This window comes from Methylorubrum thiocyanatum (assembly GCA_014138645.1).
Classification (GTDB): Bacteria; Pseudomonadota; Alphaproteobacteria; order Rhizobiales; family Beijerinckiaceae; genus Methylobacterium; species Methylobacterium thiocyanatum.
Genome location: JACJIB010000007.1, coordinates 267651 through 281948 on the forward strand (window position 1 = coordinate 267651; position 14298 = coordinate 281948).

The 14298-nt window shown below is 68.7% G+C and carries 15 protein-coding genes and 1 pseudogene; 12 read left to right on the forward strand and 4 right to left on the reverse strand.

The annotated features are described in order from the left end of the window. The first annotated feature begins 951 nt into the window (after positions 1-951). Positions 952-1275 (forward strand): ArsR/SmtB family transcription factor, encoded by a 324-nt coding sequence (locus HNR51_RS20060; RefSeq protein ID WP_108939581.1) that lies wholly within the window; start codon positions 952-954, stop codon positions 1273-1275. A 6-nt stretch (positions 1276-1281) separates the two neighbouring features. Here HNR51_RS20060 and HNR51_RS20065 read toward each other — a convergent pair whose 3' ends face one another. Together HNR51_RS20065 and HNR51_RS20070 are read right to left on the reverse strand one after the other, a co-directional pair. Further along, positions 1282-2598 carry an ATP-binding protein gene (locus HNR51_RS20065; protein ID WP_108939582.1) on the reverse strand — a complete coding sequence of 439 codons (1317 nt, stop codon included), beginning with the start codon at positions 2596-2598 and terminating at the stop codon, positions 1282-1284. Next, the gene (locus tag HNR51_RS20070; protein ID WP_108939583.1) at positions 2595-3257 is read right to left on the reverse strand and encodes a response regulator; all 663 of its coding nucleotides are present in this window, start codon (positions 3255-3257) and stop codon (positions 2595-2597) included. The genes HNR51_RS20065 and HNR51_RS20070 overlap by 4 nt, the downstream gene beginning before the upstream one ends. A 102-nt stretch (positions 3258-3359) precedes the next feature. On the opposite strand from HNR51_RS20070, the gene dsbD reads away from it, so the two are divergent. The 9 genes and pseudogenes from dsbD (at position 3360) to HNR51_RS20115 (ending at position 10344) form a co-directional block, all read left to right on the forward strand. Then, positions 3360-5108, forward strand: a complete 1749-nt coding sequence (gene dsbD / locus HNR51_RS20075) for a protein-disulfide reductase DsbD (RefSeq protein ID WP_108939584.1) — start codon at positions 3360-3362, stop codon at positions 5106-5108. Positions 5109-5148: 40 nt separating this feature from the next. Further along, positions 5149-5784, forward strand: coding sequence for a DsbA family protein (locus HNR51_RS20080; RefSeq protein ID WP_108939585.1), 636 nt, complete (start codon positions 5149-5151; stop codon positions 5782-5784). Continuing rightward, the gene (locus HNR51_RS20085; protein WP_108939586.1) at positions 5784-6632 is read left to right on the forward strand and encodes a L,D-transpeptidase; all 849 of its coding nucleotides are present in this window, start codon (positions 5784-5786) and stop codon (positions 6630-6632) included. Before HNR51_RS20080 ends, HNR51_RS20085 begins: the two co-directional genes overlap by 1 nt. Then, entirely contained in the window at positions 6619-7080 is a 462-nt protein-coding gene (locus tag HNR51_RS20090) for a DsrE family protein (protein WP_108939587.1), read from the forward strand. Before HNR51_RS20085 ends, HNR51_RS20090 begins: the two co-directional genes overlap by 14 nt. 253 nt (positions 7081-7333) lie before the next feature. Further along, a complete protein-coding gene (locus tag HNR51_RS20095; RefSeq protein WP_108939588.1) occupies positions 7334-7759 on the forward strand; it encodes a YeeE/YedE family protein in 426 nt (141 codons plus the stop codon). 3 nt (positions 7760-7762) lie between these two features. Further along, positions 7763-8209, forward strand: coding sequence for a YeeE/YedE family protein (locus HNR51_RS20100; protein ID WP_108939589.1), 447 nt, complete (start codon positions 7763-7765; stop codon positions 8207-8209). Next, positions 8206-9014 (forward strand): annotated as a pseudogene (locus HNR51_RS20105) (sulfite exporter TauE/SafE family protein). Before HNR51_RS20100 ends, HNR51_RS20105 begins: the two are co-directional and overlap by 4 nt. Before the next feature lie 21 nt (positions 9015-9035). Beyond that, the gene (locus tag HNR51_RS20110; RefSeq protein WP_108939590.1) at positions 9036-9947 is read left to right on the forward strand and encodes an MBL fold metallo-hydrolase; all 912 of its coding nucleotides are present in this window, start codon (positions 9036-9038) and stop codon (positions 9945-9947) included. Between the two features lie 10 nt (positions 9948-9957). After that, positions 9958-10344: a rhodanese-like domain-containing protein gene (locus tag HNR51_RS20115; RefSeq protein WP_108939591.1), complete on the forward strand. Its 387-nt coding sequence runs from the start codon at positions 9958-9960 to the stop codon at positions 10342-10344. Positions 10345-10617: 273 nt separating this feature from the next. Here HNR51_RS20115 and cydB read toward each other — a convergent pair whose 3' ends face one another. Both cydB and HNR51_RS20125 read right to left on the reverse strand, forming a co-directional pair. Next, positions 10618-11628: a cytochrome d ubiquinol oxidase subunit II gene (gene cydB / locus HNR51_RS20120; RefSeq protein ID WP_182556144.1), complete on the reverse strand. Its 1011-nt coding sequence runs from the start codon at positions 11626-11628 to the stop codon at positions 10618-10620. A 13-nt stretch (positions 11629-11641) separates the two neighbouring features. Continuing rightward, positions 11642-13066, reverse strand: a complete 1425-nt coding sequence (locus HNR51_RS20125) for a cytochrome ubiquinol oxidase subunit I (RefSeq protein ID WP_108939594.1) — start codon at positions 13064-13066, stop codon at positions 11642-11644. A 189-nt stretch (positions 13067-13255) separates the two neighbouring features. Here HNR51_RS20125 and HNR51_RS20130 point away from each other — a divergent pair, with 189 nt between their 5' ends. Continuing rightward, positions 13256-13906 (forward strand): peroxiredoxin, encoded by a 651-nt coding sequence (locus HNR51_RS20130; RefSeq protein WP_108939595.1) that lies wholly within the window; start codon positions 13256-13258, stop codon positions 13904-13906. Beyond that, a complete protein-coding gene (locus HNR51_RS20135; protein ID WP_108939596.1) occupies positions 13906-14295 on the forward strand; it encodes an ArsR/SmtB family transcription factor in 390 nt (129 codons plus the stop codon). Before HNR51_RS20130 ends, HNR51_RS20135 begins: the two co-directional genes overlap by 1 nt. The last annotated feature ends 3 nt before the right edge of the window (positions 14296-14298 follow it).

Below are 14298 nucleotides of genomic sequence, written 5' to 3' on the forward strand. Positions count from 1 at the left end.
GTCCCGTTTGTACGCCCTCGAATACAGCGCTCTCAGGGCGAAGTGTTCGTATGCATGCCTTGCCGCCCCGTTACCTCCGCACCGGATAACGCCGCAGTGGCACACTGTAACGAAAGTTCAAACCGATTTTGGCCGTCCCGGAAGTCGATCCAGGACGGCGCGACCGCCTTCACTGGAGGGCGATGTAGCCGATCTGATCGGCCAGGGCGGCGTCCTACGTCGAGGGGGCCACGAGGGTGACGACGTCGCCCTGATTGACGAGGAAGGGCTGCCCGCCGGTCGTCGTGAACGTGGTCACCGGCTTGCCGGCGCCGTAGACGACCGTGCCGACCGTCGACGGCCAGCGTCAGGACGGTCTGCGCGGCGACCTCGGTGCTCGCCTTGCCGGCCGATCCCAGGCGCGCCGAGAGACCGCCGGACTGGTTCAGGCCGAGGTAGCCAGTTGGGTCCCCTCTGCAATCGATGTACGAGCTTCTGACCCATAGCGGCCCCTCCACACCGCGGCCTTCGTCGTCCGCTACGACGCGGGAAGCGGACATCGTAAAGGTACTCATGGCCTCACTGGTCGGGCGGATGCAGCGCGTGCCGTGAACCCTGCGAACAAGATCACCAACATCAGCGCCTTGTCGCTGCTGCCCGTGCTGACGCGTAGCTGTTGATAGTCGAGCCAGTGATCTGACTTCGAACACCAAAGTTCCGCACTGCGGCAACTTAGAGTAAATAAGGGCCGCCATCGCTAAGGCGGTCCTTATTTGTTACTACCGGCTCAAATCACCCCCGTGGTGGCTCTGTCTGGCCTCTTCGGGAACAACGGTAGCAAGGCGGCACCGGTGAGCCGCGATGGCCTTCCGGGCGAAGCCGAAGAAGGGTGACAAGGAAGTGCGCGCAGCTGGTGACTTCATATTAGAATTACCTAAATAAGGTAATTCTGACATACTGGAACATCGACCGATGGACGCCGTCACGCCGACCGACCTGATGCGCCTGCAGGACAAGGCGGCCGACGCGGCCCGCCTGCTGCGTCTCCTCGCCAGCGAGAAGCGGTTGCTGATCCTGTGCCTGCTGGTCGCCCGCGGCGAGATGGACGTGACTAGCCTCGCCGGGGAGGTCGAGCTCAGCCAATCGGCCCTGTCGCAGCACCTCGCCAAGCTGCGCGAGGACGGGTTGGTCGCCTTCCGGCGCGAGAGCCAGACCATCCACTACCGGCTGGAGGACCCCAGGGCCGCGCGGGTGCTGGCGACCCTCAAGGACATCTTCTGCCCCGATCTTGGCTGACCGGTCTCAGCCCGCGGCGATCTCAGCCTCAAGCCCCGGGCGATCAGTTCGGTTGCGCAGGCGAAGGCTGAGGCCACTTCGGCGGGACGCCATCTCGGCGATGGCGAGGCCGAGGCCGCTACCCGTCGCGCTCTTGTGGCGCCCCCGGAAGAACCGTGTCGTGACGTGGGGCAACTCGTCCTCCGGAATGCCCGGTCCCTCGTCGCGAACGACGATGCCCCCACCATCCGGCCGCGCGCCCCAAGCCACCGTGCCGGTCTCCATGTGCTGCACGGCGTTCTCGTGCAAATTCCGGACGGCGAGGCGCAAGCCCTCCGGGTCAGCCCGCAGGATATAGCCGCGCAAGCCCGGGTCGATCTGGGTTCGAACCCCGGGGGGCGTCCCCATACCTTCCACGGTCTCCGTTACCAGTGCGCCGACGTCGACCTCCGCTAGGGAGGGTCTTTCCCCCGCGGCGTCGAGCCGGGCGGCGTCGAGCAACTGGCGGACGAGGCGCGTTGTCCGGTCGACGGCTGCCAGGATCTGGCGCAAAGCCGCCTTCGCCACGTCCGGGTCGGTGGCAACCATGGCGACCTGGGCCTGGACCTTGAGGCCAGCGAGCGGTGTTCGCAGCTCGTGCGCGGCGAAGGCGGTCACCTCCCGTTCGTGCCGGCGTGCGGATTCGACCTTGAGGAATAGCCCGTTGAGAGCGTCGGCCAGGGGCCGCACCTCAGCGGGTGCGCGGCTCGCGTCGATGGCGCTCATGTCGTCCGCGTCGCGACCTGCGAGGTCCCGCGCCATCAGCCGCAAGGGACGCAAGCCCCGCCCGAGGCTCGCCCAGATCAGCATGCCGAGCAACGGCACCATCAGGATGGCGGGCGTGACCAGGCCCATGATGAGGTCGGTGACGAGGCGCTCGCGTAGGCCGAGACGGTCACCGACCATGACCCGCACGCCCCTCTCGGCATCCTCCACGGTGAACACCCGCCAGGTCTCGCCGTCGACCTCGCGTTGCGAGAAGCCCGCCGGTGCGTCGGTCAGACGCCGCTCCGGGGCCCCGGTCGACCGTGCGACCATGCGTCCGTCGAGCGACCAGATCTGGCAGGAAAGCTGCCGCTCGTAGGCCGTCGGGGCCGGGAAGGTTCGGCCCCCCCCGTTAGGGTCCGTGCCGCCGACCGCGCCCACCAGGGAGCTGACCATGCGGGCAGCTTCCTGCAGGCGGTTGTCGAGGACCTGTTCCACCTCGCGCTTCGAGCCGAGGTAGATCCAGGCGACCGCGCTGAGCCAGATCAGGCCGGTGGCCAGCACGAGGATGGCGAAAAGCCTGACGCGGAGCGACCTCATGCGGGTGCCCTCATCCGGTATCCGAGGCCTCGGACCGTCTCAATGGCGTGCTTGCCGATCTTGGCGCGCAGGTTGTGCACATGGACCTCGACCGCGTTGCTCTCGACCTCCTCCTGCCAGCCGTAGAGCCGCTCCTCCAGCTCGGCTTTGGACCGAAGCACGTCAGGTCGTTCCATGAGGGCCGCCAGAACCATCACCTCGCGCCGGGAGATGGCGACCGGCACACCGTCGACGGTGACGGCGAGGCTACCGGGATCGAGCCGGATGCAGCCGTGCTCCAGGATCGCCGCTGCCCGACCCGAGGCCCTCCGGACAACGGCGCGGATGCGGGCGGAGAGCTCGTCGAGGTCGAAGGGCTTGCCGAGGTAGTCGTCGGCGCCACCGTCGAGCCCGGCGATCCGGTCGGCCACGGCGTCCCGGGCCGTCAGCAGGACGACCGGCGTCCGGTCGTTCCGACGGCGAAGCCCCCGCAGCACGTCGAGGCCGGAGCCGTCGGGCAGCATCAGGTCGAGCACGATGGCCGAGAACGCGCTCGTCGCCAGCGCCGCCTCGGCGTCGGCGCAGGTCGCGACGCAATCGACCGTCGCCCCGCCCAGGCCCAAGCCAGCCCGGAGCCCGTCCGACAGGATGGTGTCGTCCTCGACGACGAGGATGCGCATGCGTGTCTCCCTTCACGGCCCCCATCCTCCGGGCCCCGCTTAAGCCTGGCTTAAGCTGCGTTTCCGACCCGCGGCGGGCCGATCCGAGCCCGGACCCCGCCCATGCCGAACGTTTTCACCCACCTCATCCTCGCCGCCCTGGTCTGGACCGGCTCCTCGCTGTGGTCGCCGGGACAGTGCCGGGAGCCTGGTGCACGGCCGACGCCGTTCACCGTCGATGCGGCCCGTGACCCTGACCTCTCGCTGCGCCTGCGATGGACCATCGCCCCTGAGACCTACCTCTACCGCGACAAGATCGCCGCCGCAGACGGAAGCGGCCGGGAGCTTCCCGTCAGCACCCAGCCCGGCGAGACCAAGGACGACCCCAACTTCGGGCCGACGGAAGTCTATCACGGCGCGACGGAGGCCATCGTGCCGGGCGCGGCTCTCGCGGGGGTGCGCGAGGTGCGCGTCACCTATCAGGGCTGTGCCGAGAAGGGCATCTGCTACCCGCCGATCAACAAGGTCATCGAGGTGCCCGCGCCGGGTCCGCAGGCGACCGCCGCGACGCCGGCAACGGACGCGCAGCCCGAGTCCGAGAGGGGCCTGCTCTCGGGCCATCTCGCGGGCGTCCTGGCGACCTTCCTCGGGCTCGGCCTGCTCCTGGCCTTCACCCCTTGCGTGCTCCCGATGGTCCCGGTGCTGGCCGGCATGCTGGCCCGGTCCGGGGAGCGGCTCTCGGCCGGACGAGGTTTCGTCCTCTCCGGCACCTACGTGCTCGCGATGGCGCTGGCCTACGGGACGCTCGGTGTCGCCGCGGCATGGTCGGGACGCAACCTCCAGGTCGCGCTTCAGACTCCCGTCTCGCTCGGGCTCCTCGCCGCGGCCTTCGTCGCCCTGGCGCTGTCAATGTTCGGGGTCTTCGACCTGGCGCTGCCGTCCGGCGTCTCCGGCCGGCTGTCTCGCCTGAGCGGGCGCAGGTTCGGCGCGCTCGGCGCCGCCGCCGTCATGGGCTTCACCTCCGCCCTGATCGTCGGGCCCTGCGTGACGCCGCCGCTCGCCGCCGCCCTGCTCTACGTCGCCCAGACCGGCGACGTGGCGCGAGGCGCCGCCGCCCTGTTCGCGCTCGGCCTCGGCATGGGCCTGCCGCTGATCGCATTCGGGGTGTTCGGGGCGGGTATTTTGCCGAAGTCAGGCCCTTGGCTGGTCGCGGCCAAGCAGGCCTTCGGCGTGGTCTTCCTCGCGTTGGCCATCACCATGGTCTCACGGCTCTTGCCGCCTGAGGTCACCCTCGTGCTCTGGGGCGCGCTGGCGATCGGCATCGGCGCATTCCTCGGGGCGTTCGACGTCGTCGCGAAGGGGGCCGCGGGCCGGCTTGGCAAGTGTGCCGGCGTTGTTGCCGTGACCTACGGCTGCGCCCTCGTCGTCGGCGCCGCGAGCGGCGGGACCGATCCGCTCCGGCCGCTCGCCGACCTCAACCGGGTGCAGGCGGTCCACGTCGAGGAGAGCCGAACGGTCTCCTCCGTCCCGGCGTTCGAGGCAGCCCTCGCGGCGGCCCGTACCGAGGGCAAGCCGGTGCTCGTCGAGTTCGCAGCCGATTGGTGCACCGTCTGCAAGACGAACGAGAGGACGGTCCTGGCCGATGCCGGCATCCGGGCGAGACTGAAGGCCGTCTCGGTCATCCGCGCCGACGTCACCCGCGACGACGATGCCACCCGTGCCCTGATGCAGCGCTTCGAGGTCGTCGGACCGCCGACCCTCATCCTGATGCGCCCCGACGGCGGCGAGGTCCGCGAGGTCCGCGAGGCCCGCACCGAAGGCGAGCTCACGGTCGATGACCTGAAGCGCCGCCTCGCCCTCGTCGGCGCCTGAGCCGCTCCCTTTCGGAAAACCGACTTTCACGGAGAACACCATGGACCGCAGGACCCTGCTCGCCCTTCTGCCCGCCGTCGCGCTCGTGCCTGCCCTGTTGTCGCTGGCGCCCCCCATGGAGGAGGCCTTCGCCCAGGGCGTCGACCCCAACGCCATCCTCAACGACCCGGAGGTGCCGGTCTCGGGCAACCCGAAGGGCGACCTGACCATCGTCGCCTTCCTCGATTACAACTGCCCCTTCTGCAAGAAGGCCGAGCCGGACCTTCTCCGGCTGGTGAAGGCGGACGGGCGCATCCGCCTCGTCCACAAGGACTGGCCGATCCTCGGCGACGCCTCCGTCTACGGGGCCCAGCTCGCCCTCGCGGCGAAGTACCAGGGCCGCTACGACGAAGTGCATCACGCGCTCATGGCGATCCCAGGTCGCAAGCTTCCCAAGGAGCGGATGCTGGAGGCGGTGGCCGCCTCGGGCGTCGACGTCGCCCGCCTGGAAGAGGATCGGAAGGCGCACCAGGCCGAGATCGGGGCCCTGCTCCAGCGCAACCTCGATCAGGCCGACGCCCTGGGCCTCCAGGGCACGCCGGTCTTCCTGATCGGCCAGCTCAAGGTCGCGGCGGCGCTCGATTACGATGGCTTCAAACAGGCGGTGGTGCAGGCGCGCGCCAAGGGCCGCTCGTGATGCCGCGGCCCCTCCGCCTTACGACGTTGATCGCGCTCGCCTCGGCGCTTGGCGCCTGCTCGACCTCGCAGGGGGCTCCGGCCCCCGTCGCGGAAGCCCGGCCGCAGATCGCCCCGGAGGTCTTGCGCCGGTACGCTGCCGTCACGGACGAACCCTTCCCGGTCGAGGCGGTCGACCCGCGCGACCTCAAGGCTCGCAACGTCCGCCAGTTGGTCGACTACTCATCGAAGGAGCCGCCCGGCACCCTCGTCGTCGATCCATACAAGCGCTTCCTCTACCTCGTCATGGAGGGCGGCAAGGCGATGCGCTACGCGGTCGGGGTGGGCAAGGCCGGCTTCGAGTTCACCGGCGAGGCGACCGTCGCCCGCAAGGCGTCCTGGCCTCGATGGACGCCGACGCCTGACATGCTCAGGCGTGATCCGGAGCGGAACGGGCGCTGGGCCGGCGGCATGCCGGGCGGCGACAGGAACCCGCTCGGCGCCAGGGCGCTCTACCTGTTCAAGGACGGCAAGGACACGCTGTACCGTATCCACGGCACGACGGAACCATCGAGCATCGGCGAGGCGGTGTCCTCGGGTTGCATCCGCATGCTGAACCAGGACGTGATCGACCTGCACCGGCGCGTCCCCACCGGCACGAAGGTGGTGGTGCTCGGGGCCCGAGGCACCGTCCACGCCGCACGGCCAAAAGCGCCGGAGACGACGGGCAGCCTCGGGAACGGCGCATCCTCCGGACCGAACCCGGACGACGGCCGCGATCATGCGGGGTTAGACAACCTATCGCGCGGCGCGTCGGAAGCACCCGAGCCTCCGGCCTACGAGAGGGAGGCGGACGATGACGGTCTTTAGGAGCCTGATGATCGCGGTCGTTCTTGCGACCCTGGGCTTAGGGGCGGCCCATGCCGGCTCGGAGGCGCCGGCCGGGTACTACGCCGACCAGAAGGTGGTCTACCATAACGACGGCGGCCCCGACGGAGCCGCCTACTTCAAGCGCCTGCTCGGCAATCTGCGCAATCACGTCGAGGCCGTGGGCAAGGCCCACGTCGAGATCCGCGTCGTGAGCCACGGCGACGGGGTCGCGCTCTTCCAGTCTGCCGCGAACGACAAGGAAGTCGCCGCTCGCATCGATGCAGTCAAGGGAATGGGCGTCCGGTTCCTGGTCTGCGGCAACACCCTGCGCGAACGCAAGATCGACCGCGACACGCTCTACGGCGTCGGTAAGGACGACATCGTGCCGAGCGGTGTCGCCGAACTGGCTCGCCTGCAGGGCATGGGGTTCGCCTACATCCATCCCTGAGCTGGTCGAACGGGAGAAGACAATCCTCCCGTCGGCATCGACGCCACGCCATCGATGGCGTCCGCCAAAAGGCGAAGGCGCCCGTGCGCCACCGCACCCCCTCAGCGCTTCTCAAATTAGGCCGTCGGTTTGACGCTTGCCATTACATTAGCAGATTCTAAATAAGAGACATCTAATGTAATGGCTCGGCAGGGGAGGACGTCCCTTGCGGCCCGCCGGGCATTGCCCGGACCACCGCCTGGGAGCGACCACCATGGACGGCTTCACGCCTGTCAGCGCCCTCGCCGGCGGTGCCTTGATCGGCACCTCCGCGGCCCTGTTCCTGCTCCTCAACGGACGCATCGCCGGCATCAGCGGCATCCTTGGCGGGCTGCTCGCTCCGCCCTCACGCGAGACGGGCTGGCGGATCGCCTTCCTGGCCGGCTTGGTCCTGGCGCCGCTCGCCTACGCCGGCATGGGCGGTGGCCTCCCTCCGGTGACGGTGGATGCCCCGTTCCCGCTGCTTGCCGTCGCCGGCCTGCTGGTCGGGTTCGGATCGCGCCTCGGAGCCGGCTGCACGAGCGGCCACGGCGTCTGCGGCATCGGCCGCGGCTCGCCCCGCTCTGTGGTCGCCACCGGCACCTTCATGGCCGTCGCCATCCTGACCGTCCTCGTCGTGCGCCATCTCGTCGGAGCCTGAGCCATGGCAAAGATCGTCTCCGCCTTCGCCGTCGGCCTCCTGTTCGGCCTCGGCCTCCTCGTCTCCGGCATGGCCGACCCGGCCAAGGTCCTCGCCTTCCTCGACGTGACCGGGCGCTGGGACCCGAGCCTCGCCTTCGTGATGGCGGGTGCCATCGTGGTCTCGACGACGGGCTATCTCGTGGCGCGGCGCCGTGGGCGGCCGTTGCTCGCCGCCCGGCTTGAGATCCCGAACCGGCACGACCTCGACCCGCGCCTGATCGCCGGCGCCGCGGTATTCGGTATCGGCTGGGGCCTCGCCGGCCTTTGCCCCGGGCCGGCGCTCACCCTGCTGACGGTCGCACCGGCGCAAGCGGCGACCTTCGTCGTCGCCATGGTCGCCGGGATGCTGCTGTTCCGTCTCGTGCCCTCGGCGGCCGCGAAGCCGGCGGTCCAGGGAGCCGACGCATGACACCCGGCCTGCTGACATCCGGCCTTGCGGCCGGCTCGGGCGGGGTCGTCGGCGTGATCCTCAGCTTCGTCGGCGGGGGGGCTCAATCCTGGCCGTCCCGCTCCTGGCCGACGTCGTCGGCGTGTCCTTGCCACACGTGGCGATCGGCACCAGCGCCCTGGCGGTGTCGGTCAGCGCGGCCGGCAACCTCGTCCCGCAATGGCGGGTCGGGAACGTGAAATGGCGATGCGCGGCGGCGTTCTCGGTCGCCGGCGTCCTCGGCGCGCTGGCCGGCTCGGTCGCCGCGAAGGCGGTCGACGGGCGGAGCCTCCTGGCCCTGTTCGGGGTCGTGATGCTGGTGGTCGGGGGCCTGATGCTGAGCAAGCGACGCGGCGATGGCGACCCCGAGGTGCGCCTGACCAAGGCCAGTGCCCCGGTGCTCCTGCCCTGGCTGCTCGGCATCGGTTTCGCGGTCGGCCTGTTCTCCGGCTTCTTCGGCATCGGCGGGGGATTCCTCATCGTGCCGGGCCTGATGCTGGCGACGTCGATGCCGCTGCCCATGGCCATCGGCACCTCGCTGGTCGCGGTCAGCGCCTTCGGGGCGGCGACCGCGGCGAGCTACGCCGCCGCCGGCCTGATCGACTGGCCGTTGGCCGGGCTGTTCATCCTGGGAGGGGTGCTCGGCGGCCTCGCTGGCACGCGCCTCAGCCAGCGGCTCTCCGGGCGCAAGCGCGCCCTGACCGTCACCTTCGCCGGCCTCGTCATCCTGGTCGGCCTCTACGTCGTCGCCCGCGGGGCCCTGCCGCTCCTCGTATTCAACACCTGAACCCGGAAAAGGAGGCGTTTCATGTCTAACCAGACCATCGAAGCCCTGCGCGGGCATCCCATCGTGACCGGCTTCCATGACGAGCCGACCGGCAGCATCCAGTACGTCGTCGCCGATCCCGGGACGAAGCGCTGCGCCATCATCGACCCGGTGCTCGACTTCGACCCGAAGTCCGGCGCGACCGCGACCCGCTCCGCCGATGCCTTGCTCGCCCACATCGAGCGCGAGGGCTACGAGCTGGAGTGGATCCTCGAAACCCACCCGCACGCCGACCACTTCTCGGCGGCCGGCTACCTGCACGACAAGACCGGCGTCCCGACCGCCATCGGCGAGAAGGTCGTCGACGTGCAGCAGCTCTGGAAGGGGCTCTACAACCTGCCGGACAAGTTCCGGACGGACGGCTCGCAGTGGGACCGGCTCTTCGCCGACGGCGAGCGCTTCCGGATCGGCGACCTCGACGTCGAGGTGATGTTCACGCCAGGCCATACCCTGGCCTCCATCGCCTATCGGATCGGCGACGCCGCCTTCATCCACGACACCTTGTTCATGCCCGACAGCGGCTCGGCGCGGGCCGACTTCCCGGGCGGCAGCGCGCACGCGCTCTGGCGCAGCATCCAGCGCATCATGGTGTTGCCGGACGAGACGCGGCTGTTCACCGGGCACGATTACCGCCCGGACAGGCGCGCGGCGGCCTGGGAAAGCACGGTGGCCAGGCAGCGGGCGGAGAACCCGCATCTGGTCGAGACCCCGAGCGAGGAGGCGTTCGTCCGGATGCGGGAGGCGCGCGACCGTGAGTTGCCGATGCCCAAGCTCATTCTGCATTCTCTGCAGGTGAACATCCGAGGCGGCCGCCTGCCCGAGCCCGAGCCGAACGGCCGCCGCTACCTGAAGATCCCGCTGGACGCCCTCGATGGCGCGGCCTGGGGCGAGTGAGGAGGAAGCCATGACCATGAGAAGCGCGAAGGACCTGGTGGCGCAAGCCAACCGCGAGGTGGAGACCCTGTCGGCCGAGGAGGCGCTCGCCCGCCTCGGCCAGCCCGACACGATGCTCGTGGACGTCCGGGAGGGCGAGGAGGTGGCCAAGACCGGAAGGATCGCCGGCGCCGTCCATGTGCCCCGCGGGTTCCTGGAGTTTCAGACCGACCCGGAGAGCCCGACCCACAAGGCCGAGCTCGGCGGCGGCAGGCGCTTGGTTCTCTACTGTGCCTCCGGCAACCGGTCGGCCCTGGCCGCGAAGGCGCTCAACGACATGGGCCTCGGACCTGTCGCCCATGTCGCCGGCGGTTTCTCCGCCCTGGCCAAGGCCGGCGCAACGGTCGATCCTGAGTGAACATCCGCTCGCCGATCAGGCGGGGCGGCCAAGCCGCGGATTTGGCGTCCGTCACCGGTCGAGGAGGCGGAGGGCCGTGCCGAGGGCGAGCAGGCCACCGAGCTCGACCGCCAGGATCGTACGAGTCAGGAAAGACCATCGTCGTGGCTATCGTATCCGGGGCGATGGTCTAGCGCCCTATCGATTTGAGCATCCATCGCAGCGGCAGAGCCACGGCCGTCAAAGTCGCGACGCTCATCATCCAGAACAGGACAAACCATCCGAACCGACGCATCAGTGATACCCCGCTCCCGCCGTGACCTTGCCGCGGAACAGCCAGTAGACGTAGGCCGTGTACGTCAGCACCAGCGGGATAAGGATCGCAGCGCCGTAAAGTAGGAAGGCTTGGGACTTCGGATGGGTCGCGGCTTGCCAGATCGTAATGCTCGGTGGGACGATGTGGGGCCACATGCTGATGCCGAGACCGAGATAGGAGAGCAGGAAGAAGCCGAGAGCACATAGGAACGGCGAGAGTTCCTCCCGGCGCGCGAGTGCATGGGCGAAGCGCCAGGCGAGCAGACCGACGAGGATCGGAACTGGCGCCCCGATCAGCATGCCGGGCAGGTTGAGCCAGCGGTCCCGGAATGGCCCGCTGATGGCGAGCATCGTCGCCGACACGACCGCGATGCCGACGAGGGTGGCCAAGCCCAGGGGCTTGGCGAGGCGGTATGCGCGGATCTGCAACTCGCCCCCGGTCTTCCAGATCAGCCAGCAAGCACCGAGCAGCCCGTAGCCGACGACGAGGGCGATGCCGGTGAGCAGGGAGAACGGCGTCAGCCAGTCCCACCAGCCGCCGGTATAGGCCCGCCCCTCTACCCGGATGCCCTGGACGAAAGCGCCGAGCGCGATGCCCTGGCAGAAGGCCGCCACAAAGCTGCCCCAGGAAAACGCGCGGTCCCACCAGAGCTGGCCGCGGGGCGTGGCGGCGCGAAAGCGCATCTCGAAGGCGACGCCGCGGAACACCAGAGCGAGCAGCATCAGGATGAGCGGCATGTAGAGCGCCGGCAGGATGGTGGCGTAGGCCAGCGGAAAGGCTGCGAACAATCCACCGCCGCCGAGCACGAGCCAGGTCTCGTTGCCGTCCCAGACGGGGGCCACGGAGTTGACCATCACGTCACGGTCGGACTTGCTCCGGATGGCCGGGAACAGGATGCCGAGGCCGAGATCGAACCCATCCATGGCGACGTAGAGGAACACCGCCGTGGCGATTAGGACCGCCCAGATCAGGGTGAGATCGAGTTCCATCGCAAGCCTCTCCTCACTCGGCTGGATGCAGGCGGGGTTCGGCCCCGACAGCCGGCGCGGCGGTGATGCCGGCGGTGCGAACCGGTTGGTCGGCCGATGGGCCGGGCTCGTGCGGGCGCGGTGCCTGGTTGAACAGGTGGAACAGGTACCAGATTCCCGCCCCCAACACGGCGAAGTAGACCACCGCGAAGGCCGCGAGCGAGGCCGCGACGGCCGGCGCGGCGATGGGTGAGACGCTGTCGGCGGTGCGCAGCAGGCCGTAGACCGTGAAGGGCTGTCGCCCGGCCTCCGTCACGACCCAGCCGGCGGTCACGGCGATCAGGCCGGACGGCCCCATCGCCACGGCGAAGCGGTGCAGCCACGGCTCGTCGTAGAGCTGGCCCTTCCGGCGCAGGTAGAGCGACAGCCCGCCCAGCGCGATCATCAGGAGGCCGAGGCCGACCATCACTCGGAAGGCCCAGAACACCAGCGGCAGGTTCGTCGGCCACGTGTCGCGCGGCAGATCGTTCAGGCCGGTCACCTTCGCGTCGAGGTCGTGGACGAGGTAGAGGCTGGCGAGGCCGGGGATGCCGATCTCGTACTTGGTCTCCCGCGCCTGGGCGTCCGGCCAACCGAACAGGATCGAGGGGGCGCGGGCCACGCTCTCGAAATGGCCTTCCATCGCGGCCACTTTGGCCGGCTGGTGATGGTAGGTGTTGCCGCCGTGCAGGTCGCCGAGCACGAGTTGCACCGGGGCGACGAGCGCCGCCATCCACATCGCCATGGAGAACATCAGCCGGGCGCGGGGATTGGCGCGGTCCCGCAGGAGGTGCCACGCGCCCACCGCGCCGACGATCATCGCGGTGGTGAGGTAGGCGGCGGTGACGGTGTGGGCGAAGCGGTAGGGGAAGGACGGGTTGAAGATGACCGCCCACCAATCCTCGGGCACGAAGCGGCCATCCGCATCGAGTACATGCCCGGCCGGCGTCTGCATCCACGAATTGGCCGAGAGAATCCAGAAGGCCGAGAGCAGCGTGCCGCCCGCCACCAAGCCGGTCGCCAGGAAGTGCAGCCGGCGCCCGACCCGCTCCAGGCCGAACAGCATCACGCCGAGGAAGCCCGCTTCGAGGAAGAAGGCAGTTAGCACCTCGTAGCCGAGCAGCGGCCCGAGCACAGGCGCGGTCCGGTCGGAGAAGACCGACCAGTTGGTGCCGAACTGGTAGCTCATCACCAGCCCGGAAACGACGCCCATGGCGAAGGCGACGGCGAAGATCTTCAGCCAGTATCGGTAGGTGTCGAGATAGACGTCCCGGTCGGTCGCGAGCCAGAAGGCCTCCAGCACGGCGAGGTAGCTCGCCAGTCCGATGGTGAAGGCCGGGAACAGGAAATGCCACACGACCGTGAAGGCGAACTGCGCGCGGGCGAGATCTAATGCGCTCGGGAGAAGATCGGCCGACATCGCTTCTGCCTCCTGCCTGGCATGACGTCTGTAGCCAGTTGGCCCAGACCGAGCGGACACGTTCTCGTCCTGCGCCCCCGCGCTGTCAATTCATTTTATAAAAAACATGCTTCATATGTCAAAAACATATATTGAAACGTTCGGACCCTTTGCGTAGCTTCTCCCGCATCACGCAACGAGCACCCATTGATGAGCATTGAAGTCGATTCCGAAGTCGCCCGGCCTCAACCCGCCGCCCCGCCGATCATCGGCGACGCTGCGCCAAATTTCCGCGCTCGAACCACGATGGGACCACGCACACTCGCATCCTATCGCGGGCGCTGGCTGCTGCTGTTTTCGCATCCGGCCGACTTCACTCCCGTCTGCACCAGCGAATTCGTCGCCTTCGCGCAGTACCATTCACAGTTCCAGGCACTGAATTGCGACTTGCTCGCCCTATCCGTCGACAGCCTGTCCTCGCACCTGGCTTGGACCCAGAGCATCGCGCAGCGCTTCGGCGTCCAAGTCCCGTTCCCGATCATCGAGGATCCGGCCATGGGAATCGCGCGCGCCTACGGCATGCTGCCCGCCGGGGCTCTATCGAGCGCCACGGTTCGGACCACCTTCGTGATAGACCCCACCGGCATCGTGCGCGCCTTGATCGCCTATCCCCTGACCGTGGGGCGCAGCGTCGCCGAGATCCTGCGGCTGCTCCAGGCCCTCCAAGTGAGCGATGCGGCCGACGTCTCGACACCGGAGGGCTGGCAGCCGGACGAGCCGGTATTGGCAAATCCGCCGACCACCAGCGAGGAGGTCGGAGTCTGTGGGACCGACTGGTACTATTGCTTGGGCAGTCTGTGATGGCGTCCGCAACTGACGAGGCGACCGCGGACCGGGTTGCCGATCTGCTAAAGCTGATCGCCAACCCCAACCGTCTGCGTATCCTCTCACTTTTGAAGCAAGGCGAGTGCTCCGTCTCGGAGATCGAGCAAAGCCTAAGTATCCGACAGCCGACACTTTCGCAGCAACTGGGTGAGCTACGCAACGCGGCGGTCGTTGCAACGCGGAGAGAGCACAAGGTTGTGTTTTACAGCCTGAGCGACCCGCGGATGCGCGCGTTGTTGGAGGCGGTAGAGGATATTCTCGTGGTCGGTCGCACCCACCGGCCCGGCCCGGCACGCCTTACCGACGCCCGGACGGGGGCATTCGGTCAGGCTGCGCAGTTCGGACAGATTGGAGACGAGCCATGAGGC